The following is a 15,958-nucleotide window of genomic DNA, read 5'->3' on the forward strand; positions in this document are numbered from 1 at the left end:
GCGCGTCTCGAACCATGGCGACGGAGCTCCATTGTCATCCTTCGAGACGCGGCCAAGAGGCCGCTCCTCAGGATGAGGGGCAGAGTTGGAACGAGAGAGAGAACAAGAAAATGACCGTGCAACCTGAAGATCGCATTCCCGTCATCGTCGGAGTCGGTGAATTCTCCGACCATCCGAAGGAGCTCGTGCAAGGGCTTGAGCCGCTCGATTTGATGATCGAGGCGCTGAAGCGTGCCGAGCAGGATTCGGGTGGCAAGCTGCTTGCGGACATCGACTCCCTCGACATCGTGAATTTTCTCAGCTGGCGCTACACCGCACCGGAGAAACAGCTCAGCGACAAGCTCGGCATCAGCCCGAAACATTCCTATTACGGCCCGGTCGGCGGCGAGAGCCCGATCCGCTACATTCACGAAGCAGCGCAGCGCATCGCGCGCGGCGAATCCCAGGTGGCGGCGATCACGGGTGCGGAGTCACAGGGCACGGCCACCAAGGCCGAGCGCGCGAAGATCGACCTGCCCTGGACGCCGTTTGCGCATGATGCGCCGGAGCCGTTGCGCGGCTCCAACTATCAGAAGCCGATGGCCGTGAAGCTCGGCGTCAACAAGCCGGTCACGGTCTATCCGTTCTATGAGGCCGCCTCCGCGGCGCATTGGGGACAGACGCCGCGCGAGGCGCATCGCGAAAGCGGCGAGCTGTGGTCGCGCTATGCCGGCGTGGCCGCCACCAATCCGGAAGCGTGGAACAAGAAGGCGTTCACGCCGGATGAGATCACCACGCCGACGGCCGACAACCGGCTGATCGCCTGGCCCTATACCAAGCTGATGGTGGCCAATCCGATGGTGAACCAGTCATCGGCGATTCTTGTCACCAGCCTCGCCAGAGCGCGTGCCGCGGGCGTGCCGGAGGATCGCATGGTGCATATCGTCGGCGGCGCCTCGGCGGAAGAGCCGCGCGATTATCTCGACCGCGACCAGTATGTGGAGAGCCACGCGCAGAATGCGGTGCTGAAATCCGTGATGGCGCTGGTGGGTGGCTCGGGCAAGGCATTCGATGCGATCGAACTCTATAGCTGCTTCCCCTGCGTGCCGAAGATGGCGCGCCGCACGCTCGGCCTCGGCGATGACGTGATGCCGACCGTGACGGGCGGCCTCACCTTCTTCGGTGCGCCGCTGAACGATTATATGGCCCATGCGGCCGTGGCGATGGTGCGGAAGATCCGCGCGGGGACCAAGACGGGCCTGCTCTATGCGCAGGGCGGTTTTGTCACCAAACATCATGCGCTGGTGGTGGCGAAGGATGCGCCTGGCGCACCGATCGCGCAAAGCATCAGCGTGCAGGCGGAAGCGGACCGCCATCGTGGGCCGGTGCCGGTTTATGTCACCGAGGCGTCAGGTGTTGGCACGGTGGAGAGCTTCACGGTGATCTATGGCCGCGGCGGCGAGATCGAGCATGGCGTGGTGATTTTGCGGACGGCCGCGAATGAGCGAGCCCTGGCGCGGGTGCCGGCGAATGATGCCGGCACGCTGGCGATGCTGATGGATCAGGACCGGACGCCGGTCGGGGCGAAGGGGCCGATCAGCACGGCGGGGGATGGGGTGCTGGAGTGGAAGGTAGGCTGAGGAGTTTGTGGCTTCCCCCACCCCGGCCCTCCCCCGCAAGCGGGAGAGGGAGAAGAGGAGCGTCGCTGTTCGTTAGTCGCAACGATCCGTCATCATCGCGCTCACGGTTCTAGCGCCCCCTCTCCCGCTTGCGGGGGAGGGCCGGGGTGGGGGCCCGCCACACACTCAAACGAGTGCAGCGACGCTACCCCTTCACTTCCTTCTTCTCCGTCTCCGCCGTCGGCTTGCCGCTCTTCGCTGCCGGGCCGCTCACGCGCACCTTGTCGCCGTCGTTCAGGCCATCCGGCGGCGCCGTGACGATGCGATCATCGGCGGTGATGCCACTGCCGATCTCGATCTCGCGGCCGAGATCGCGCGCGATGGTCACCGTCTTGAATGCGATCTTGTCATCCGGCGTCACCGTTGCGACCCGCAGCCCCTTCTCGCCAAAGATCAGCGCGCTGGCCGGAACATGCAGCGGTGCCGCATTGCCCGTCAGTGCCAGTTTCACATTGGCAAAACCGCCCGGCATCAGCTTGCCGTCGGAATTGTCGAGGCCGAGCTGCATGCGCGTGGTGCCGGAGCCGACATCCACCGACTTCGAGGAGGCTTCCACCGTGGCCTGGAACACCTCGTTGGGATGATCCGGCACCGTGATGGTCGCCTTGTTGCCGATCTGCACCGAGGGCGCGAAATTCTGCGGGACTTCCACATAGACGCGCAGCTTCTTGATGTCCGAGATCACGAACATCGCGGCACCCGTGCCGGTGCCGCCCGAAATCAGCGCGCCGACATCGGTGTTGCGCTGGGTGACGATGCCGTCGAACGGCACGGTGATCTTCTTGTAGTCGGCCAGCGCCTCGAGGCGTTGCACATTGGCCTCGCCGGATTTCACCGCGGCACGCTTGTTGTTGAGGTCGGCGGTGCGCTCGTCGATTTCCTGGGCGGAGACGAAATTCGACGCCACCAGGGTCTTGCGGCGGTTCAGCGTCGCTTCCGAGAGTTTTGCGCTGGACTGCTGGCTGACCAGATCGGCGCGGGCCTGCAACAGCTGCTGGTCGAGATCCGGCGCATCGATTTCCGCGATGACCTGCCCGGCTTTGACCTGGGCGCCCATATCGGCGTCCCAGCTCTTCAGATAGCCGGAGACGCGGCCGAAGATCGGCGCGCGCGCATAGGCCTCCAGGCGGCCAGGAAGGTCCAGCGTGGGCTTCAAAGGCCGGCTGCCGGGCAAGGCCACAGCGACGGAAGGCACCGCCTGTTCGGCCGTCCAGCTCTTGAGTTCCGTTTCAGTCTTGGCGCGGGCCATGATGCCGGTGACGACAACGCTGCCGGCGACGACGAGGCCGACCACACCGGCTACGCCGAGTTTGCGGCGGGAGACCTGGGATGTCTGCTCAGTGGGCATGTGAAGGCTCCGAAGCGGCCGGATGGGCCGGCATAGGCGAGTGATCGGACTGCTGTTTCTTGTGCACGAGGCTGAACACGACCGGCACGAACATCAATGTGGCGATGGTAGCAAAAATCAAGCCGCCAATGACCGCGCGACCAAGCGGCGCATTCTGCTCGCCGCCCTCGCCGAGGCCGAAGGCCATGGGCGCCATGCCGATGATCATGGCCAGCGCCGTCATCAGGACCGGGCGGAACCGGGTGAAGCCGGCTTCCAGCGCCGCCTTGATGGGATCACCATGCACCGCATAGCGCTCGCGGGCGAATGAAATCACCAGCACGGAATTCGCCGTGGCAACGCCCATGCACATGATGGCGCCCGTCAGGGCTGGAACCGACAGCGTGGTCTGGGTGGTGAACAGCATCCAGACAATGCCGGCAAGCGCCGCCGGCAGCGCCGTGATGATCACGAACGGATCCGACCACGACTGGAAGTTCACCACGATCAGAAGATAGATCAGCACCACGGCACCGAGCAGGCCGAACAGCAGGCCGGCAAAGGACGAGTTCATGGTCTCGACCTGGCCGAGCAGCGCCACCGTGGAACCGCGCGGCAATTCGGCCTTGGTGTCCGCGATGGCCTTGTAGATGTCGTTCGAGACCGAGCCGAGATCGCGGCCCTGGGTGGTGGCGTAGATCTGCACCATGGTCTGGATGTCGTATTGCGACACCACGGCATTGGTAGCGGTGCGCTTGATATTGGCGATGCCGCCGAGAATCGGCGAGCCCTGCGCGCTGGCCGAGGTGATCGGCAGCGTCTGCAGCGCGTTCAGCGAGTCCATCTTGTATTGCGGCGTCTGCATCACGATGGAATAGGAGATGCCGTTGTCCGGATTGAGATAATAGGTCGGCGCCACCTGCGAGGAGCCGGCGAGATTGACCACGAGGCTGTTGGTGACGTCGCGCTCGGTGAGGCCGACGAATTGCGCGCGGGTTCGATCGACATCGATATTGAAGCCCGGATTGTTGGGCGACTGCTGGATGCGCGCGTCCGCAATGCCGGGGATCTGCTTCACTTTGGCGAGTAGCTTGTTGGCATAGGCAAAGTTCTCGGCCGTGCGATTACCGCGGATCTGCAGATCGATCGGCGCCGGCGCACCGAAATTCAGGATCTGGCTGACGATATCGGCCGGCAGGAAGGCGAAGCTGGTGCCGGGGAATTCGCGCGGCAGTTTTTCACGCAACTGCTTCACATAGTCTTCGGTCGGCTTGTGGCCGTCACGCAGCTTGATCTGGATGTCGCCATCGGCGCTGCCGAGCACGCCGGTGTTGTTATAGGTGAGATTGATGCCCGAGACAGGCAGACCGATATTGTCGGTCATGGTCTCGATCTCAGCGGCCGGGATGATGTTGCGGATCGACTTCTGGATGTCGGCGAGCTGATTGGCGGTTTCCTCGACGCGGGTGCCGACCTGCACGCGGACGTGCATCAGGATGCTGCCGGCATCGACCTGCGGGAAGAAGTTGCGACCAAGGAACGGCACCAGCGCGAAGGATGCACCGACGAACAGCAGGAAGCCGATCACGAAGATGGGCCGGCGCGTCAGCGCCAGATCGAGCAGGCTGTAATAGACGGCACGGAATTTCTCGAACCGGTTTTCGAAGCCGCGCTGGAACTTGACCAGCGGATTGCGCGTCGGCGGCTTTTCGCCGTCGTGATGCACATGCGGCTTGAGCAGATATTTCGCCATGGTCGGCACCAGCGTGCGCGACAGGATGAACGACCAGATCATGGCGAACATCACCGACATGGCCATCGGCACGAACAGGAACTTTGCGATGCCGTTGAGGAAGAACATCGGCACGAAGACGATGCAGATACACAGCAGCGACACGAAAGCCGGCGTCACGATCTGCGCCGCGCCGTCCATGATGGATGTCTCGACATCCTTGCCCTGTTCGAGATGGTAATTGATGTTCTCGATGGTCACTGTCGCGTCATCGACGAGGATGCCGACGGCGAGTGCGAGGCCGCCCAGCGTCATGATGTTCAGCGTCTCGCCGAACATCGACAGCATGATGATGGCACCTAACACAGCGAGCGGAATCGAGACCGCGATGATCACCGTGGAGCGCCAGCTGCCGAGGAACAGCAGGATCATGATCGAGGTCAGCGCCGCCGCGATGACGCCTTCGTGCGCCACGCCGGAGATCGCGCCGGCGACGAACATGGACTGGTCGCCGATATAGGCGATCCGAAGCGCATCCGGCAGCGCGGGGCGCACCTCTTCCACCTTCTTCTTCAGCCCGGCAATGATGTCGAGTGTGGAGACCGAGCCCGCCTTCAGCACCTGCATCAGCACCGAGCGATTGCCGTCCACATGCACGATATTGGTTTGCGGCGAGTTGCCGTCGCGCACCGTGGCGACGTCGCCGACATAGACCATGGCGCCATTGACCAGCCGGATCGGCAGATTGGCGAGCTCCTCGATCTTCAGCGGCGAGTTGTTGAGATTGATCGTGTATTCGAACTGGCCGATCTTCTGCGAGCCGACCGGCGTGATCAGGTTCTGTGCGGCCAATGCATTGGCGACATCCTGCCCCGACAGCCCGCGCGCCTGCAGGGCGCCGGGGTTGAGATCGATTGTCACCTGACGCTGCTTGCCGCCGAACGGGAACGGAATTGCCGCGCCGGGCACCGTCACCAGCGAGGTGCGCAGCTGGTTGAAGCCGATATCCTGCAGCTGCTGTTCGTTGAGGCCGTCACCTGACAGAGCGACGTTGATGATCGGCACCGTGGAGGCCGAGTAGTTCATGATCAGCGGCGGCGTTGCCCCCGGCGGCAGCTGCCGCAGCAGGGTCTGCGAGATCGCCGTGACCTGCGCATTGGCGGTGCGGATATCGACATTGGGCTGGAAGAAGATCTTGACGATGCCGAAGCCGTTATAGGAATTGGCGACGATGTGCTCGATGTCGTTCACCGTCGTCGTCAGCGAGCGCTGGAACGGGGTGGTGATACGGCCGGCCATCTGGTCCGGCGGCAGGCCGGTATAGCTCCACACCACGCCGATGACGGGGATGCGGATTTCCGGGAAGATATCCGTAGGCGTGCGCAGTGCGGCGAGCGGTCCGACGATCAGAAGCAGCAAGGCCAACACGACGAAGGTGTAGGGCCTGGTCAGAGCAATACGCACCAACGAGATCATGTAACGACGGTCTCCGGGCCAACCGCTGCTGCGATGCAGCGTAAATAGAGGCGCGCGATGATGTAGCTCAACTTCAAGGGTTTAGCTATGGAACGAAGGCTCATGGGCCTTCACTTCGTCGCTATTGTTAATCGTTTAGTAGCTCGCCGTGGCGCCGCGACAACAGTTTTATGCTTAAAAAGACGAGGTTTCTGCAATCGTCACTGCGCCGTCATGACGGCGGCAAGATGAACGATTTGTAATGCATAATGCAACGGCAAATGCCTGCTCATTCAGGCAGCCTTCCGCCCGTTACATAAGCCGGAGCCGCGAGCAGCTAAGGCATCAGCTTCAAGGCATCCGCGAAGAAATCCGGGCCGCCGAAATTGCCGGACTTCAGCGCGAGAAGCATCTCGCCATCCCTTGCGCCGACGGCGCGCAGCACGGGGACACCCGCCGCGATCTCCGCGCCCACCAGAAAGCCGGGAATGCCCAGCCGATCGACCACTGCGCCCGCCGTCTCGCCGCCGGCGACCACCAGCCGCCGGACGCCGGCGCCGACCAGTGCTTCGGCGAGGTCGGCCATGGCCTGTTCGATGGCGTGACCGGCCGCCTCGCGGCCATGGCGCTTCTGAAGCTGCGCAACTTGGTCAGGCGATGAGCTGCTCGCAATCAGGATCGGGCCCTTGACGAGATACTCCTTGGCCCAGGCGATGGCACGCTGGACCTCATCCTTGCCGGCGACCACTTTATCGGAATCAAGATGCAGCACAGGCATCGCCTGCCCCGCCTTTGCGATCTGCTGCAAGGTTGCCTGCGAGCAACTGCCGGCAAGACATGCAGCTAAGCCGCCGACAGGCTTTTCGGCCAATGATGTCGCAACTGCCGTCTTCACACGTCCCGATGCAATGAGCCCGCGCGCGAGGCCAAGACCGAGACCGGAGGCGCCGACGGAGACGCGATGATCGAGCGCGACAATACCGATGGTTTCAAGATCCTTTGCGAACACGGCATCGATGATGGCGGCGCCAAAGCCGTTCTCCGACAATCCATCGAGATGCGAACGCACCACATCCGCGCCGCTTGCAACGATGCCGAGATCGACAAGGCCGATATTGGTCTCGCTCTGCCGTGCCAGCACGCGCACCAGACTGGAATCATGCATCGGATTGAGTGGATGATCTTTCAGGGGACTTTCATTGAGCGGCACGGTGCCGACGAACAGATTGCCCTGATAGACTGTGCGCCCGGTCTCCGGGAAAGCCGGCGTGACCAGCACGATATTGTCACCGGCATCCTCGCGCAGCGCGTCCATCACCGGGCCAATATTGCCTTTGTCGGTGGAGTCGAAGGTCGAACAAATCTTGAACAGCACATGCGATGCGCCGCGGCTACGCAGCCACCTGTCGGCGGCGCGCGATTTCTCGACGGCGACGCTCGCCTCAATGGAGCGGCTCTTCAGCGATACCACGACAGCATCGACATCGGGCAGTTTCAGATCATCGGCGGGAATGCCGATGGTCTGCACGGTGCGCAGCCCGTTGCGCGTCAGCGTGTTGGCGAGATCGGACGCGCCGGTATAGTCGTCGGCGATGCAGCCCAGTGCGAGCGTCATACCTTCACTCCCGCATAGGGCTTGAACCAGTCGAGGCCCGCTACCGTGTCACCGGCGGGACGATACTCGCAGCCGACGTAATTGTCGTAGCCGAGGCGATCGAGTTCGGCGAACAGGAACGGGTAGTTCAGCTCCTCGCCCGCCGGCTCGTTACGCGACGGCACGCTGGCGATCTGGATGTGACCGATATGCGGCAGCATTTCGCGCAGGCGCATGGTGACGTCGCCATGCAGGATCTGGCAGTGATAGATGTCGAATTGCAGCCCGACATTGGGAATGCCGAGATCGACGATGATGTCGCGGGCGAACATGAAATCGTTGAGGAAGTAACCGGGCACGTCGCGGCCATTGATCGGCTCGATCACCACATCGATGCCGTGATCGCCAAGGAAATCCGCGGCCCATTCCACCGACTTCCTGAATGCATCGACAGCCTTGGGATCATGGCGATCGGCAAGGCCGGCCATCATATGCAGGCGCCGCACGCCAGTGGCTTCGGCATAAGGCAGCGCCGTGTGCAGGCTCTGGCGCAGATCGTCGAACTTTTCGGGGCGCGCAGCAAAGCCCTTTTCGCCCGCATTCCAATCGCCGGGCGGGAGATTGAACAGCACTTGCTTCAGACCGTTGCGCTGGAGACGAGTGGCGATCTCTTCCGGGGCGTGTTCGTAGGGGAAGAGGAATTCGACGGCCGTGAAGCCGGCCTTGGCAGCGGCATCGAATCGATCGAGGAACGGGTGTTCGTTGAACATCATGCTGAGATTGGCGGCGAAACGGGGCATTGATGGTCTCCGGCTTACTTCTTGTCGCCCGGGAGCGTCGTCCCGGTCACTTGCGCATACATGCGCGCCACCGATGCGTCGTCGTCGCGGCCCATGCCTGCAGCAGATGTCATCAGGAACATCTGCAACGCCGCCGCCGAGACCGGCACCGGGAATTTCGCCGTACGCGCCATGTCCTGGATGATGCCGAGATCCTTGACGAAAATATCCACCGCGCTGCGTGGCGTGTAATCGCCATCGAGCACATGCGGCATGCGGTTCTCGAACATCCACGAATTGCCCGCGGAGGCGGTGATCACCTCATAGACCTTGCGGATATCGAGCCCCTGCTTCGCAGCGAATGCGATGGCTTCGGAGGCCGCGGCGATATGCACGCCGGCGAGGAGCTGGTTGATCATCTTGAACGCCGCGCCCTGCCCGGCGGCATCGCCGAGTTCATAAAGCTTTGCGGCCATGGCATCGAGTGCGGGACGAGCCTTGGCGAAGGCCGCATCGCTGCCCGAGGCGAGAATGGTGAGCTCGCCCTGGGCCGCGCGCTGCGCGCCGCCGGAGATGGGTGCATCGAGATAATGGCGGCCGGTGGCTTCGAGCTCGCCAGAGAGGCGGCGCGCCACATCGGGATCCATGGTGGCGGAGGAGATGAACACCGCGCCTTTTGCAAGCGTCCCGGCAACGCCATCCTTCCCGAACAGGATCGCCTCGGTCTGCGCCGCATTGACCACCACGCTGACGACGATATCGGCGGACTTGGCGGCTTCAGCCGGGGTCGCGGCGCCCTTTCCGCCTTCGCCGACAAAGCGTTTCACGGCCTCGGCGCTGACGTCGCATCCAGTGACGGTAAAGCCTGATCGCTGGAGCGACAGGGCCATTCCATAGCCCATGGAGCCCAGACCGATGACAGCAATATCGGGTTTGTCGGGTGCAGATGACATCGGGCAGTTCCTCGGACGTTCCAGCTGGCCGCTCTGATCGGGCCTTGTCCTCTCGGTAACACGGCTTGGCCTTGCTGCCAAAGCATGGGACAACGCGGCGGCGAGGAAATGGCAGGGATAGCCAGTGACTGACACACGGTTGCGTGACGATATCTGCCGGCTCGGCCGCTCGCTGTTCGAGCGCGGCCTGACGCCGGGCTCTTCGGGCAATATCAGCGTGCGCTGCGACGATGGCGGCTGGCTGGTGACGCCGACCAATGCTTCGCTCGGCTGGCTCGATCCGGCAAAGCTGTCGCGGCTGGATGCGCAGGGGCGCCTGATCTCCGGCGACAAGCCGACGAAGGAAGTGCCGCTGCATACGGCGCTGTATGAGACACGCGGCACGGCGCAGGCCATCGTCCATCTGCATTCGACCCATTCGGTCGCGGTCTCGATGCTGCCCGAGGTCAATCCGCGCGCGGTACTGCCGCCGATGACGCCCTATTACATGATGAAATGCGGCGCGACGGCGCTGGTGCCCTATTATCGGCCGGGCGACCCCGCGGTGGCGGATGCCATCAAGGGACTGGCTGGGAAGTATTCGTCAGTGCTGCTTGCCAATCACGGCCCGGTGGTGGCGGGCGACAGCCTGGAGGCCGCGGTCTATGCGATGGAGGAACTGGAGGAGACGGCGAAGCTTTATCTGCTGCTGCGCGGGCTGAACCCGCGGCATCTGTCGCCGGAGCAGGTGAGCGATCTGGTTGACGTGTTTGGGCTGACAGTGCCGGAGCATGGGCACGACCACTAGCAGCCGTCATTGCGAGGAGCGAAGCGACAATGACGGCTGCGATTCACAGCCCCAGATACGCCTTTCGCACATCCGGATTGCTCGCGATCTCCGAGGCCTTGCCCTGCATCAGCACGCGGCCGGTCTGCAGAATGTAGGCGCGATCGGCGATCTCCAGCACTTCGGCCATGCGTTGCTCAACGATCAGCACGGTCATGCCGGTATCGCGGATTTTCTTCACCGCCTGGAAGATCTCGTCCACCAGTTTTGGCATGATGCCCTGAGAAGGCTCATCCAGCATCAATAACCGTGGACGCGTCATCAACGCGCGGCCGATGGCCAACATCTGCTGCTCGCCGCCGGATAATGTCTCGGCGCGCTGCTCCAGCCGTTCGGACAGCCGCGGGAACAGTTCGAACACAAATTCCAGCGGCTTCTCGCGGTCGGCCTGGCTGCGATACATGTAGCTGCCGAGCTTGAGATTGTCCTCGACCGACAGCCGCGGGAACAGGCGGCGGTTCTCCGGCACATAGGCGATACCGCGCGCGGTGATGAGATGCTGCGCCATGCCGTTGATCTGCTGGCCGTCGAAAGTCACCGTGCCCGAACGCGGGCGCTCGGCGCCGGCGATGGATTTTATCAGCGTCGATTTCCCCGCGCCATTGGCGCCGCAGACGGCGACGACCTCGCCCTTGGCGACATCGATCGTCACGTCCGAAATCGCGACCAGCCCCTGATAGGCGGTGGTGACGTCACGCACCGACAGCATGGCGATCCCCGAGATATGCACTGATGACTTCTGGATGCCGGACGACATCCGCGGGTTTGCCCTCGACGAGCTTCTTGCCGAGATTGAGCACGATGGCGCGATCGACCAGCGGCATCACGATTTCCATGACATGTTCGACCATCAACACGGTGACGCCGGTGTCGCGCACCTTGCGCACAAGTGCGACGCCGGACTGCGCTTCGAGCGGCGTAAGGCCTGTGAGACATTCATCGAGCATCAACAGCTTCGGCTCGGTGGCAAGCGCGCGGGCCACTTCGAGGCGGCGCTTCTCGGACGGGATGAGTTCGCGCGCCAGCTTATCGGCACGCGGAGCGAGGCCGCAGAATTCGAGGACGTCATGGGCCTTGCGGCGCGCGTCCTTCATCTTGTCGTTGCGGATCAGCGCACCGACAATGACATTGTCGATAACGGTCATCGTCTCGAAGCTCTTCACGACCTGGAAAGTGCGCGCGATGCCGAGCGCACAGCGCTCGGCGGCGGGCATGTGGGTGACATCCTTGCCGTCGAACCAGATCGAGCCTTGAGTGGGCGGCAGCACGCCGGCGATGAGATTGAACAGCGTCGACTTGCCGGCGCCATTGGGGCCGATCAAGCCGACGATCTCGCCCCTGCCGACCGAGATCGAGACATCGCTATTGGCGATCAGGCCGCCGAAACGTTGCCAGACGCCACGGGTTTCCAACAGAGGCGCGCTCATTGCGGCACTCCTTTCGAGGCCGGACGGCGCGAGAACAGACCGATCAGGCCATCCGGCCGTGCCAGCGAGATCAGCACGATGACAGCGCCATAGAGAATGAGATCGACGCCGCGGCCGGAGCCGCCGATGAAGGACCGGGTCAGTTCGGTCATCGGGATCAGGATGACGGCGCCGAGCACTGGCCCCCACAGCGTGCCGATGCCGCCAAGCACCGCCGGCAGCGCCATCAGTAGCGAGAACTGGAAGGTCATGACGCTTTCAGGATCGATATAGGACACGAACTGCGCATAGAACGCGCCACCAATGGCGGTGAGAAACGCAGAGACGGCGGCCGCGCCCATCTTGGAATTGAACACGACCACGCCGAGGCTCTCGGCCGCGTCGGGATTGTCCTTCACCGCGCGCCACCAATAGCCCCACTTGGAATCTTCAAGCCACCAGGTGATGAACCAGGCGACGCAGCAGAACACGAGTGCGAAGTAATAGAACGGCAGCTTGCTGCGGGTGAACTGGAATTTGGCCCAGCTGTCGCCGCGCACGGGGATGTCGATGCCGAGTGCAGCACCTGCGTAGTCCCAATTGTGGAACAACAGGAAGCCGATTTCGGCGATGACGATGGTGGCGATGACGAAATAGTGGCCGCGCAGGCGGAAGGTGGGATAGCCGAGCGCCAATGCGATCACCGAGGAGATGGCCCCGCCCGCCAGCATGCCGAACCAGGGCAGCACACCGAATTTGGTGAACAGCAATGCCGTCGTATAGGCGCCGAGGCCGAAATACAGTGCATGGCCGAGGGAGATCTGGCCGCAATAGCCGCCAAGGATATTCCAGGCCTGCGACAGCGCCGCATACATCAAGGTGAGCACCATGATGTTTTGCACATAGACATCCTTGACGAAGAACGGCACGCAGGCGGCGATCGCCGCGAGCACGGCGGCAAGGATGAGGTCGCGGCGGCGGCGTTGGGTGAAGCTGTCCATCAGATCGATCCGAACAGGCCGCGCGGGCGGATGAAGACGACGAGGAGATAGACGGCATAGATGCCGACCGATTTCAGCGACGGCGGCAGGATCATTGCCGTGGTCGCCTCGACCAAGCCGACGATGATGCCGCCGGCAAAGGCGCCGAACACGCTGCCAAAGCCGCCGAGTGCCACAGTGACGTAAGCGATCAGCGCGAAGGACGCGCCGACATCGGGATAGATGTAGAAGAAGATCGCCATCACGCCGCCGGCAAGGCCGATCAGCGCCGAGCCGAGACCCCAGCCGAGCGCAAAGACTTTGTTCTTGTCGATGCCGACCAACGCGACCGCACCTGCATCCTCGCGCGTCGCTTCCAGTGCACGGCCGAAATCGGTCTTCTTCATGAAGAAGTAGAGCGCGCCGAAGGCGGCGATCGAGATCAGCGCGCCGACCAGCTGCGGCACCGGCAGGAAGACGCCGAAGAACGAGACGGTCTTGCCGCCCAACATAGAGGCCGGAATGCTGCGATAGTCCGGTGTGAAGAAATACTGGGCGAGGCCGCGCATCAGGATGGCGAGGCCGAAGGTCGCAAAGATCTGCACCATGCCGATATTGGCTTTGGCGCGCATGGCGAAGCGGATGATGATCAGATAGATCACCGCGCCGAACACGAACATGCCGGCCGCGACGATGGGAATCGACAGCAAGGGATCGACCGCCCAGAACATGAAGAGGAAGAAAGTAAGGTACATCGCCAACATCAGGAATTCGCCATGGGCGAAGTTGGTGACGTCCATCAGGCCGAAGATCAGCGCGAGGCCGACGGCGAGCAAGCCGTAAAGCAGCCCCATCAGCAATCCGCTGGCAAGGCTCTGGATGATGGTCGCGGCGGTCAAAGGCGATGCTCCCTAAAAACGCGATGATAGTAGCCGTCATTGCGAGGAGCGTAGCGACGAAGCAATCCAGCTTTTGGCTTTCTGGATTGCTTCGCTTCGCTCGCAATGACGGCTGAGAGGACGGCGCGCCGCCCTTACGGCATCGGCCAGACGGCCTCGGCCACCGCAGCCTGCGGCGGGAAGATGGTGACGAACTTGCCGCCGTTATATTGCAGCAGCACCGGATCGGCGTTGTTGTTCTGCCCCATCTCGTCGAACTTGACCCTGGCCCACGGCATGATCGTGCTCTCGCCCGGCATGTCGGTGGCGACCAGCGCTTCGCGGATCTTGTCGCCATCGGTGGATTTGGCGCGGTTGATCGCATCGGCCATCACGATCAGGCCCATGAACTGGCGCGACGAGTAGTCGTTGAAGTCCTTGCCGGACTTCTCCTTGAACATGTCATTGATCTTGCCGACCATCGGACGCTTGGCCGCGAGATCGATGGAGAACGAACCGCGCGAGATCACGCCCGGGATCTTGTCGCCGACGGCGTCATACAGCGCCTTTTCGGAGAATCCGGCGTCCTGGGCCACGATGTTCTTGGCCTTGTAGCCGAGCTCGCCCATCGTCTTGATGAGCAGGATGCCGTCGGTGGTGTAGCTCGACGGCATCAGCACGTCGGCATTCGCTGCCTTGAGCTGCTGCACTTCGGCGGTGAGCGACGGCGAATTGGCGCGATATTTGATGTCGGCGACGATCTTGTAACCGCGATCGGCGGCCAGCTTGAGTTGGGCATTCGCCGAGTCGGTGCCGAAGATCGTGTCTTCGTGGAACAGCGCCAGCGTCTCGATCTTCTGGCCCTTCTTCTTCAAGGCATCGAAGAAGTCGAACATCGCGGTGGAGAACATTTCGTCATGCGGTGCTGCGCGGAAGTAATATTTCAGGCCGCGGCGATGCAGGCTGGGCGACGAGTTGTCGGCCGACAGGAACGGGATCTGGTAGCGTTCGCAGATCTGGCTGACGGTGACGGCCACGGCGCTCTGATAGGTGCCGACGATGGCAGACACCTTTTCCTGGGTAATCAGGCGTTCGGCTTCGGCGCGCCCCTTTTGCGGATCGGCCTGATGGTCTGCAAAAACGAGGCGCACCTTGGCGCCACCGAGCCCCGAGAAACCCTCGCCGCGCGCCATCGGCAGATCGAAATCGTAGTTCTTGTTGATGATGTCAGCAGCGGTCTCGAACGCCTTCTGTGCATCGACGCCGATCTGCGCGCTGGCGCCGGACAGCGGATAAATCACGCCGATCACCACTTCCTTGGCTTGTGCGCGAACCGGCGTCGCAAGCGGGAGCAGCGCGGCGGAGGCAGCGCCTCCAAGCAGAACATCACGGCGAGAGATCGTCATCTGGGTGTCCTTTGTGATCGGCAGCTATCGATAGGAACTAATCGAGGTTACGGTAAAGCTCGAAAGATCGGCAAGCTGCTTCTTATAAAACAGCAAGTTGCTTATTCTTGAGGTCGGTGATGAGCATCACACCCGGCGCATGCGTGATCGCGAATGGCACTTTCGCAGCTGCGATGACGGCTTGCGGTGTCACTCCGCACGCCCAGAATACCGGGATCTCGTCATCATTGATGTGCACTGCATCACCGTAATCGGGCTTGTTGATATCCGCGATGCCGATCGACTGCGGCAGCCCAAGATGCACGGGCGCACCATGTACGGAAGGAAATCGTGAAGTGATCTGTACGGCGCGGATCGCGTCGGCCGGCTTCAGCGGCCGCATCGAGACAACCATCGGACCGGCGAAGGGGCCGGCAGATTTGCAGGCGATGTTGGTGCGATACATTGGCACCAAGGTATCTTGCTCGATGTGACGGATCGGAAGATCTTCCGCCATCATCGGCTCTTCGAACGAATAGGAGCAACCGATGACAAAAGACACGAGATCATCAAGCCAGTATTTGTTCACCTCATAAGGGCGGTCGATCGCCTCGCCGTCCTTCCAGACCACATATTGCGGAATGTCAGTTCGGATATCGAGATCGAGACCCAGCGCGGGAATGCGGGGATCGCCGGGATCGGACATGCCGATGATCGGACACGGCTTCGGATTGAGCTGGCAGAAGCGATGGAAGGCGGAGGCCTGGGCTTCCGGCAGGATGACGAGATTGCCCTGGACGTAACCGGGCGCGACCCCGGCGGTGCTGGCATATTTGCCGGCGCGATATTCGCGGCGGGCGACTGCACTGGGCAGGTCACCGCTGTCGGCTTCGTCACGATCACGCTTCGCCAGAGTGCCCATAGCCACCTGCCTCAATTATCGCCCTGCCTGCGTTTTGGCCTCGACTTAATGGGGCATAGGGAT

At 62.5% G+C, this 15,958-nt stretch carries 13 protein-coding genes; 2 read left to right on the forward strand and 11 right to left on the reverse strand.

Annotated elements, in window-relative coordinates; all coding sequences use genetic code 11:
- Nucleotides 1–110 precede the first annotated feature (110 nt).
- A complete protein-coding gene (locus AC1RQ5_RS25265; RefSeq protein WP_493202634.1) occupies nt 111–1,619 on the forward strand; it encodes an acetyl-CoA acetyltransferase in 1,509 nt (502 codons plus the stop codon).
- Nucleotides 1,620–1,803: 184 nt separating this feature from the next.
- On the opposite strand, the gene AC1RQ5_RS25270 is transcribed toward AC1RQ5_RS25265, so the two are convergent.
- The 5 genes from AC1RQ5_RS25270 to ltnD all read right to left on the reverse strand — a co-directional run bounded on the left by AC1RQ5_RS25270 (nt 1,804) and on the right by ltnD (nt 9,498).
- Nucleotides 1,804–3,006: an efflux RND transporter periplasmic adaptor subunit gene (locus AC1RQ5_RS25270; protein ID WP_493202635.1), complete on the reverse strand. Its 1,203-nt coding sequence runs from the start codon at nt 3,004–3,006 to the stop codon at nt 1,804–1,806.
- Nucleotides 2,996–6,193 carry an efflux RND transporter permease subunit gene (locus tag AC1RQ5_RS25275; protein ID WP_493202637.1) on the reverse strand — a complete coding sequence of 1,066 codons (3,198 nt, stop codon included), beginning with the start codon at nt 6,191–6,193 and terminating at the stop codon, nt 2,996–2,998. The genes AC1RQ5_RS25270 and AC1RQ5_RS25275 overlap by 11 nt, the downstream gene beginning before the upstream one ends.
- A gap of 316 nt (nt 6,194–6,509) precedes the next feature.
- The gene (gene otnK / locus AC1RQ5_RS25280; RefSeq protein WP_493202639.1) at nt 6,510–7,787 is read right to left on the reverse strand and encodes a 3-oxo-tetronate kinase; all 1,278 of its coding nucleotides are present in this window, start codon (nt 7,785–7,787) and stop codon (nt 6,510–6,512) included.
- The gene (gene otnI, locus AC1RQ5_RS25285; protein ID WP_493202640.1) at nt 7,784–8,566 is read right to left on the reverse strand and encodes a 2-oxo-tetronate isomerase; all 783 of its coding nucleotides are present in this window, start codon (nt 8,564–8,566) and stop codon (nt 7,784–7,786) included. The genes otnK and otnI overlap by 4 nt, the downstream gene beginning before the upstream one ends.
- A gap of 14 nt (nt 8,567–8,580) precedes the next feature.
- Nucleotides 8,581–9,498, reverse strand: coding sequence for an L-threonate dehydrogenase (gene ltnD / locus AC1RQ5_RS25290; RefSeq protein WP_493202642.1), 918 nt, complete (start codon nt 9,496–9,498; stop codon nt 8,581–8,583).
- 124 nt (nt 9,499–9,622) lie between these two features.
- On the opposite strand from ltnD, the gene otnC reads away from it, so the two are divergent.
- Nucleotides 9,623–10,285, forward strand: a complete 663-nt coding sequence (gene otnC / locus AC1RQ5_RS25295) for a 3-oxo-tetronate 4-phosphate decarboxylase (protein WP_398479812.1) — start codon at nt 9,623–9,625, stop codon at nt 10,283–10,285.
- Between the two features lie 43 nt (nt 10,286–10,328).
- On the opposite strand, the gene AC1RQ5_RS25300 is transcribed toward otnC, so the two are convergent.
- The 6 genes from AC1RQ5_RS25300 to AC1RQ5_RS25325 all read right to left on the reverse strand — a co-directional run bounded on the left by AC1RQ5_RS25300 (nt 10,329) and on the right by AC1RQ5_RS25325 (nt 15,895).
- Nucleotides 10,329–11,033, reverse strand: coding sequence for an ABC transporter ATP-binding protein (locus AC1RQ5_RS25300; RefSeq protein ID WP_398479885.1), 705 nt, complete (start codon nt 11,031–11,033; stop codon nt 10,329–10,331).
- Nucleotides 11,017–11,751, reverse strand: coding sequence for an ABC transporter ATP-binding protein (locus AC1RQ5_RS25305; RefSeq protein WP_398479808.1), 735 nt, complete (start codon nt 11,749–11,751; stop codon nt 11,017–11,019). Before AC1RQ5_RS25305 ends, AC1RQ5_RS25300 begins: the two co-directional genes overlap by 17 nt.
- Nucleotides 11,748–12,731, reverse strand: a complete 984-nt coding sequence (locus AC1RQ5_RS25310; RefSeq protein WP_398479806.1) for a branched-chain amino acid ABC transporter permease — start codon at nt 12,729–12,731, stop codon at nt 11,748–11,750. The genes AC1RQ5_RS25305 and AC1RQ5_RS25310 overlap by 4 nt, the downstream gene beginning before the upstream one ends.
- Nucleotides 12,731–13,564 (reverse strand): branched-chain amino acid ABC transporter permease, encoded by an 834-nt coding sequence (locus AC1RQ5_RS25315; RefSeq protein WP_493203564.1) that lies wholly within the window; start codon nt 13,562–13,564, stop codon nt 12,731–12,733. The genes AC1RQ5_RS25310 and AC1RQ5_RS25315 overlap by 1 nt, the downstream gene beginning before the upstream one ends.
- Nucleotides 13,565–13,743: 179 nt before the next feature.
- Nucleotides 13,744–14,994: an ABC transporter substrate-binding protein gene (locus tag AC1RQ5_RS25320; protein ID WP_493202645.1), complete on the reverse strand. Its 1,251-nt coding sequence runs from the start codon at nt 14,992–14,994 to the stop codon at nt 13,744–13,746.
- Nucleotides 14,995–15,076: 82 nt separating this feature from the next.
- Entirely contained in the window at nt 15,077–15,895 is an 819-nt protein-coding gene (locus tag AC1RQ5_RS25325; RefSeq protein WP_493203566.1) for a putative hydro-lyase, read from the reverse strand.
- Nucleotides 15,896–15,958 lie beyond the last annotated feature (63 nt).

It is taken from the genome of Tardiphaga sp. GW821-FHT12E02 (genome assembly GCF_058807155.1).